Origin of the sequence: Belnapia moabensis DSM 16746 (genome assembly GCF_000745835.1) — a bacterium.
Classification (GTDB): Bacteria; Pseudomonadota; Alphaproteobacteria; order Acetobacterales; family Acetobacteraceae; genus Belnapia; species Belnapia moabensis.
This window is the reverse complement of the sequence record NZ_JQKB01000151.1, coordinates 1-6,997: the sequence shown is the minus strand read 5'-3', so window position 1 is coordinate 6,997 and position 6,997 is coordinate 1. Positions and strand designations below refer to the sequence as shown.

At 64.0% G+C, this 6,997-nt stretch carries 9 protein-coding genes and 2 pseudogenes; 3 read left to right on the top strand and 8 right to left on the bottom strand.

Features of this window, described 5'->3' with window-relative positions:
- Positions 1-1,186 precede the first annotated feature (1,186 nt).
- Positions 1,187-1,321, top strand: coding sequence for a hypothetical protein (locus EP26_RS38370; protein WP_281177137.1), 135 nt, complete (start codon positions 1,187-1,189; stop codon positions 1,319-1,321).
- Positions 1,322-1,830: 509 nt separating this feature from the next.
- Positions 1,831-2,022, top strand: a pseudogene (locus EP26_RS34085) (cold-shock protein); the annotation flags it as partial.
- A 399-nt stretch (positions 2,023-2,421) separates the two neighbouring features.
- Here the strand turns inward: EP26_RS34085 and EP26_RS34080 are convergent.
- The 4 genes from EP26_RS34080 to EP26_RS28840 form a co-directional block, all read right to left on the bottom strand.
- Complete coding sequence (locus tag EP26_RS34080) at positions 2,422-3,159, bottom strand: alpha/beta fold hydrolase (RefSeq protein WP_084113112.1); 738 nt, start codon at positions 3,157-3,159, stop codon at positions 2,422-2,424.
- Positions 3,146-3,346, bottom strand: a complete 201-nt coding sequence (locus EP26_RS38810; protein ID WP_043344488.1) for a thioredoxin domain-containing protein — start codon at positions 3,344-3,346, stop codon at positions 3,146-3,148. The genes EP26_RS34080 and EP26_RS38810 overlap by 14 nt, the downstream gene beginning before the upstream one ends.
- A gap of 12 nt (positions 3,347-3,358) precedes the next feature.
- Positions 3,359-3,847, bottom strand: coding sequence for a lipocalin-like domain-containing protein (locus EP26_RS28845; protein WP_052389824.1), 489 nt, complete (start codon positions 3,845-3,847; stop codon positions 3,359-3,361).
- A gap of 76 nt (positions 3,848-3,923) precedes the next feature.
- Complete coding sequence (locus EP26_RS28840; RefSeq protein WP_043344487.1) at positions 3,924-4,271, bottom strand: cupin domain-containing protein; 348 nt, start codon at positions 4,269-4,271, stop codon at positions 3,924-3,926.
- A gap of 628 nt (positions 4,272-4,899) precedes the next feature.
- Here EP26_RS28840 and panE point away from each other — a divergent pair.
- Positions 4,900-5,838: a 2-dehydropantoate 2-reductase gene (gene panE, locus EP26_RS28835; RefSeq protein WP_043344485.1), complete on the top strand. Its 939-nt coding sequence runs from the start codon at positions 4,900-4,902 to the stop codon at positions 5,836-5,838.
- A gap of 348 nt (positions 5,839-6,186) precedes the next feature.
- On the opposite strand, the pseudogene EP26_RS38805 reads toward panE, so the two are convergent.
- The 4 genes and pseudogenes from EP26_RS38805 to EP26_RS28825 form a co-directional block, all read right to left on the bottom strand.
- Positions 6,187-6,384: pseudogene (locus EP26_RS38805) on the bottom strand (class I SAM-dependent methyltransferase); the annotation flags it as partial.
- Entirely contained in the window at positions 6,385-6,477 is a 93-nt protein-coding gene (locus tag EP26_RS38365; protein ID WP_281177135.1) for a class I SAM-dependent methyltransferase, read from the bottom strand.
- A gap of 15 nt (positions 6,478-6,492) precedes the next feature.
- On the bottom strand, positions 6,493-6,618 hold the full coding sequence (locus tag EP26_RS38360; protein WP_281177134.1) for a hypothetical protein: 126 nt from the start codon (positions 6,616-6,618) through the stop codon (positions 6,493-6,495).
- 55 nt (positions 6,619-6,673) lie between these two features.
- Positions 6,674-6,997 (bottom strand): IS5/IS1182 family transposase (locus tag EP26_RS28825; protein ID WP_043344482.1); only part of this gene is annotated, 324 nt, incomplete at its 5' end.

The window sequence follows — 6,997 nt, the reverse complement described above, 5'->3', positions numbered from 1 at the left end:
GACAAAGGCTGGGCCGGGTATGGCTCGGCGCGTGGTCGGGCTGCTGGGGGACCAGCAATGGGCGGTAGCGTCTCGGTCGTCTGCGACCACGCCTGGGTACCAAGAAGGGCCACAAGAACGATCATGTGAAACCGTGTTTGCATGGCGCGCACCTCTCAGGATCAACGCAAGTGCCGGGCTACGGTCGCCGCGTCCAGATGGGAATGGAGCCAGTCGTACGCGAGCCAAGCGTATGCCGTTGCGGAGGTCGGTTTGACGAGGCGGACAGATCAAACCGCACGCCGAGAATGGTAACCAAGGCGTTCTGCGGATGACCGAATCGGTGACCGCTTGATTGCTGGCGGCCCATGCCGCGCTGAAATCGGCGTTAGCAGGACGTAGCCAAGCTAAACTGTCTGGTGCGCTCAGTTGCGGGCCGCGCTTTTTAACATAATGCCTTGTCAGTGCGCCGAACCAGCATCCCTCTGGTAAATTCGGCGGCCGTTGGTCTGCGCAGCCGGGCGGAGCCGTTAAATCACTTCTCAACGGCATTTCGCATTCCCGAACGGCGACCGCATTGTGAAGGCTACGGTCGGGGCTTCTTCTGGGCTGGTGCGTTTAGCTCCTACTTTCACAGAGGAGGAGTAATATGATGCGCAACCTTACAGCCGCGCTGCTCGTCGGGTTAGTTTCGCTCAGCTTGACGGCATGCGGCACAAGCCCCGGCAGCCGCGCCGTCTCTGGGGGCCTGCTTGGAGCAGGAGCGGGTGCTGGGGTGAGCGCCTTGACTGGCGGTAGCGCTGGAACAGGGGCGCTGATTGGTGGTGGTGTGGGTGCCGCAGGTGGTGCCCTGACAGCGCCCAGCCGCGGCAGTAGCTACGGCGGCGGTGGATACTCAGGCAGCCCAGGATATCGCGGTTACTAATCTCAAGCACAAACCCAACCTTAGAGGTTGTCTTGCCTGGGTCGTCCTTACTGACAACACACTGAGGGCGGATCGGCGACGAAGGCTGTTGAGTGCATGCCCGAGGGCGAGCGGCGGCGAGTGAGATAGGGCAGCGACCTACGGCCGGGCCTCTGGGTGCTTCCCGAGGCGGAGCGCGTTCCGCCTCCGGATTAGAGCGCGGCATCGTCACCAAAATGAATGCTGGCGGGGGTTAGCAATAGTGAAAGAGAGCGGGAGGGCGGTTAGCGGTGATCTGGCTGCATGGGCGTTGGCACCCGGACGGTGATTGCCATCCAGATCGACGCTGCCGAAATCGTGTCCGTGCTGGGTGGGCGGGAGACGATCAGCATCATCGATCTGCGGCTTGACCCAAGCTGGCTCAACGGCCCGCCATAAGCACCGGCCGAGATGGTGTTCGATGAATACGATTTCGCGGCGCTCCGGCCTGTCGTGAGAGGGACCCGATAAGCTGGAAATCTGAACGGCCTCAGTGCTGACCGTTCCGGCGAGGCGCCACCCTCCGTCGGTTGGTAAGACGGGAACGGTGCGACGAGCAGCGGACGCTGGCGTCGAACGCTATGGAGTGAACTACTTTTTGCTGACAGGCGGCGCCGGTTTCGGGGGCGCCTAGGCAAAGGGCGATGCCGTTGCTGTGGCTTTCGCCTTGTTCTGCCTGGGCTTCTAAACCTCGCGGCCGCTGCGCTTCTGACCCTTGGCCATCTGCGTTCTCCCATATTGGGCTGACTGTCCGGATTGAGCCGCAGCCCTGTCCTTCGCCCACAAGGACCGATCAGCAACCCTGCGGACCTCTGGCACCTTACGCTCTCCCAGCCGAAATTGTCGGTCTATTTGCTGGGCTCATGGGGTTTGTAGTTGACGCCTAGCGAGACCACACTCGCCTGAGAATGCGTCACATCGCCAGCGGCACCGTGAAGTGGTTGAACGCCCAGAAGGGCTTCGGCTTCATTCAACCCGAGGACGGAAGCGAGGACGTGTTCGTCCACATCACTGCCTTGCAAGCTACGGGCCTGAACGGCCTCGACGAGGGGCAGAGGGTCACCTACGAGGTGGTGACCGAACGCGGCAAGCAGGCAGCAGCGAATCTGAAGCTTGGCTCAAGGCGCCAGTACTCATCCTTGGGCCTGTTAGTCCCTAAGGTGCCGTTTCACGGGCGCCCCTGCGCGAGCGAATGCCCTAATGATGGCATTGACCGGAACTGGTTACCTCTACGCTGTAGCCGCGATCTCCATGATCTACGTGGCGTTCAGCACGATCTTCATGTTCTTGCGCCAAATCCGAGGCGGAGCCATGACACGGTTCGAACTCCTCACCGCAGAACTGTCGTCCACCTGGGCTTCATCACGGTTACCGGATCGCTCTTGCCGCCGTTGCTGGGCCTAGTCGGGCTACCCAAAGCGCTGAACTGGCGCCCCGTCGCCACAGCCGCATCAGCCCGTGAGGCGCGGCTGCCAAGTTTGGGCGGCTCTCGACCCGGACTAGCTGATCCCCGCGAGGAGCCGTGCTACCTCATCCGGTGCCGTGACCGGTGCCGCATGGCCGACGGCCAACTCCATCCAGCCCCAGCCTGCTCGGCCGCGCGCCCATTGACGACTGGATTCTTGTGGGGGAGACGCCGGATTGGTGAAGGATACGAAGGTACAGGGTCGTCCGTTGCCAACGGGGTGGTTCAGCGTCAGTGGCGTCTCATAATAGGCGAGCGGCATTGGCGTCATGCGTCGCCTCAGCCAGTCGGCCACCGAGCCCTCGGAAACCCCAAGTGCGCCAATTGCTGCGAGCGGCGGAGGAAGCGCAGGCACCCTGCCGCCTGCCGCCCGCGCCGCCTGCCGCCGTGTCTCTGCAACCTCGGGCGGAAGTGTGTCGAGGAAGCTCCTGCCGCTCTCGGGAATATTGGCGTCGAGATAAACGAGATGCCGGATGCTTTCAGGCAGGCGGTCAGCAACACCTGTGATCGGGATGCCCCCGAAGCTATGCCCAATCAGGATGATATCTTGCAGTTCCTCAGCCCCAATAACGTGCACAACGTCATCCACTAAGGTGTCCAGCGTGACATCGAGTGAGAGGAGATGGCGGCGCTCCCCTAGGCCGGTTAAGGTCGGGGCGAAGACGCGGTGGCCCATGCCGCGCAGCCGCTCGGCCACGGGCGCCCAGAACCACCCTCCCACCCATGAGCCGTGTACCAGTAGGTAGGTTTTGCCCGCGTCAAACTCCGTCATCCCAATTGTCTCCCACTTGCCGCAAGGCGGGCACCTTCCCAGGCAAATTGAGCCGCAGGTACGTCTCGGTACGGTGCTCACTCGCTTCCTCATCGACGAGCCCCGCCTCGTACTCCGCACCCGCCTCCTCAAGCGCGAGGTGTGACGCCATCGAGGATGAGCCCGGGGCGTAGTGGAGCGTGAGCACGATAAAGCCCTCCTACGTAGCCCGTCTCAGCGTCACCGTTGCGGCAACTCCGCCAGAGCCGGATGTCGAGTAGACCAACTGGTCTCCAACGAGCCTCATTTCACGGCGCTGCTCAGCGCCCGCCCAGTTGGGAAATGTCCCGTTCTCGATACGCAGGATCAGGGTCTTGCCAGCGTCCTCCACCGCGTAGGTACCAAAGAGGGCGATGCTTCCCTGCACGACAGCCCGGTTCTCCTCCGGGGTGCCTAACGCGCGGCTATTGGACGCGAACTTCGGCAAGTCACCGCGCAGGAAGATCAGAGCGAAACGCCCGTCGCTGCCGAACATCATGGTGCCGCTCGGTGGATCGCCAAGCGCGGCCGCATCGCGGCCCGGGGCCGCGGAGGTGATGGAGACGGGGGTCCACGAACCCACGAGGTCTCGCGCCGTCTGGGCCTGCGATGGCGCGGCCACTCCGATCAGCGCTGCGATCGTGACTGCGCCTATGCTTCTTCTCAGCACCAGGTTGTCCTTTCATTTAGGCCATTTGGCGTGTGATGTGAATCGCCGAGCATCCTCAAGCGCGCTGTCCACGTCGTCAGTCCACCGGGATCAGGATCGAGTGCCGGAGCTTACCCAGCGCCTCGGAGAGGTGGCCCTTGCCGTGCATGTCCTCAATCAGGGTCACCTCACCCTGGCCAATAGTGCGGGTTTCTCCGTCGCTGGCTGTGATCTTGTGTGACCCGTCAAGGTTGATCACATACTGGCGTCGCGTCGCTGTGTGCCAGTCGAAGTGCCAGTCACCGGGTGTTTTGCGGAAGATGATCCCCACGGCGGGGAAGCGCTTGGAGGTCGTTCCGTCCGGCCCCTCCTCGGCCCACTCGACCTCAATGTCGCGGAAGTGGCTCTCACCTTGCTCGTCGGCATAGATGTTGTGGACGCGCATTACGCTTCTCTCCCTAGTATTGTGAGTTCCGCTGCGACGGCACCTGGGCACAGTGACCTACGCCAACCACTTTCAAAGTTTTTCCGAGGCTAAAGCCGAGCCTCGAGGATCATGTTAACAGGCAGCACTGGTGGACCTTCGCTTGCTGTACGAGTTCGGTGCAGGTATCGGACTACGGACTATGCAAAATTCGATAGAGACCTAGGGCACTGCCCATTCGGACCATCGGCGCGCTCGCTGCGCCTCCAAGGTCACCCAATGTTTTGCCGATGAACTGCTGTAGCTTGGCATTGTCGATCGGGCGTGGTGTTGGCACATGCGTTCGTTCCGACATAGCTGCCTCCGCGGTGCATTGACGGCCAACCAGGGGAGGTTGCGCTATGTGCAGATCACCATGACAAGGCGTCGGCCTTGTCGACGCTACTTCACCGTAGCGAAACTTTAGTGTCCTGCTCATCAACAAAGCACGCGGGAACTGCATTCGAAACGGCACACGCGGACGTTGTGGGCACGAGAATATCTATACATGATCGATACCCTGTAAATATCCATTACCGGGAGCGCCCCACGACAGTCCATAATGCGGAGCGCAGACGCACTTTCCACCAGCCGGAGAAAGGACGGGATCATGCGCATTTTGGTTGTCGGCGCCGGGGCGCTAGGCGGCTACTACGGCGGGCGCCTTGTAGAAGCAGGCCGCGACGTGACCTTCCTCGTCCGCGCCGCCCGCGCCGAGCAGATCGCGCGGCACGGGCTGCGCATTGAAAGCCAGCATGGCGACGCCGACCTCCGACCCCGCGCCGTGACGGCCAGTAGCCTCGACGGACCCTACGACCTGATCCTGCTCTCCGTGAAGGCGTACTCGCTCGACCCTGCGATGGACGACATGACGCCCGCGGTCGGCCCTGACACGGCCATCCTCCCCCTGCTGAACGGGATGCGCCACCTCGACCTCCTGGCCAAGCGGTTCGGTCCGCCGCGCGTGCTCGGCGGCGCGGCAAGAATCGCCGCGACCCTCGGCCCCGAGGGACAAATTCTCCAACGAATGATGCCCAACCACGATCTGATCTTCGGCGAAATCGCGGGCGGCGTGAGCGAGCGCGTGCGGGCCATTGCTGCGGCCTTTGAGACGGCGAACTTCGCCCCGCAGGCCAGCGAGCAGATCGTGCAGGAGATGTGGGAGAAGTGGGTGGCGCTGTCCACGGCTGCGGGCATCACCTGCCTGATGCGTGCGGCGATCGGGGACATCCTCGCCGTGCCCGGGGGTCGAGACGCGATCCTCGCGCTGCTCGCCGAGTGTCGGGCGGTGGCCGCAGCGGCCGGGCACGAACCCCGGCCCGCCTTCATGGACTTCCTGATGGGGGTGCTAACGAAGGAAGGTTCGATGCTGACCGCCTCGATGCTGCGCGACATGGAGCGCGGTGGCCCTACCGAGGGCGAGCACACCCTCGGCGACCTCACGGAGCGGGCAGACCGCATGGGGGTGCCGACCCCCGTCCTGCGGCTCGCCCGCTGCCACGTGGCTGCCTATGACGTCCGCCGGGCGCGCGAGCACGCGGCGGCGTAGGCGTGCCCGCGGCTGGCGTCCGCGCCTCCGCGGCCTCACGCCCTCCCCGCGAAGGCGCCACGCAGCCACGCCCACGCCTCCGCCTGCGCCGCGTCCGCCTTGTCCACCAGCCCGGCCGATGTCGGCGACCACGTAGGGCCGCGACCAGATCAGGCTGAGCGCGGCTTCCGCCAGCAGGCGTGGCATGGCGCGCATTACCCGCGGCTGGGCGATGATGCCTCGCTGCACGGCCCGATCGATCGCCTCGCCCCCATCCGGCGCGTCAGTGGCCAGGGTGAGCGACGCATAGTCGCCGTCGAACACCACCAGCCTGCCGCCCGGCCGGAGCAGCCGCCGCTCCTCGGCCAGTACCGAGGCTGGATCGGCTACGTGACTGACCACGGTATGCACCACTACCACGTCGAAGCCGCCCTCCGGCAGCCCGAGGTCGTACGCATCGCCCGTGCGGAAGTCGATGCGTTCACCCAGGCCCTCCTCGGCTACGAGACGGTGCGCTGCCGCGACGAGGTGCGGGCTGATGTCGAAAGCCGTGATCGAGCCACGCACCTATAAACGGCGGGCGATAGCGCGCGCCGCCACCCCGGTCCCGCAGCCGAGGTCGAGGATGGCCTCCGGCCCCGCGAGGGCGAGATGGTCCATGTAGTCGCCGATAGCTCAGGCAAAGAAGGGATGCCGTCCCCGTGCTTCCAGACGCTCAGCGACAGCGCCGAGCGTCTTTTCGTCCATCTGGTGAGTGCGTCCGTACACGTCGGGCGCCTTCAAATGGGATTGGTCCACCATGCCCACCTCCCGGTCTTGCTCTTGTTTTGCTTCGGCAGTTCAAACCTAGAGGGTGTTAGGCACCTGTGGCCAGTAGAGCGACTTGCTTGAGCATGGGGCAGACGAAGGCGACGAGGTGGAAGTCGGCGAGAGTGCTGGCGTAGCGCTCGTAGTCTTTGACGAGGCGCCGGAAGCGCGTAGTCCAGGCGAAGGATCGCTCGATGACCCAGCGGCGCGGTAGCAGGACGAAGCCCTTCTTGGCTTCGGGCAGCTTGACGGCCTCGAGTTCGATGCCGTGTTGGCGGGCGGCATTGGCGGCCCGCTCACCGGTGTAGCCCGCATCGACATAGGCGAGGTCGACGCTTCCGCCGGTTTCTGACTGCACCGCCTGTGCGAGCTG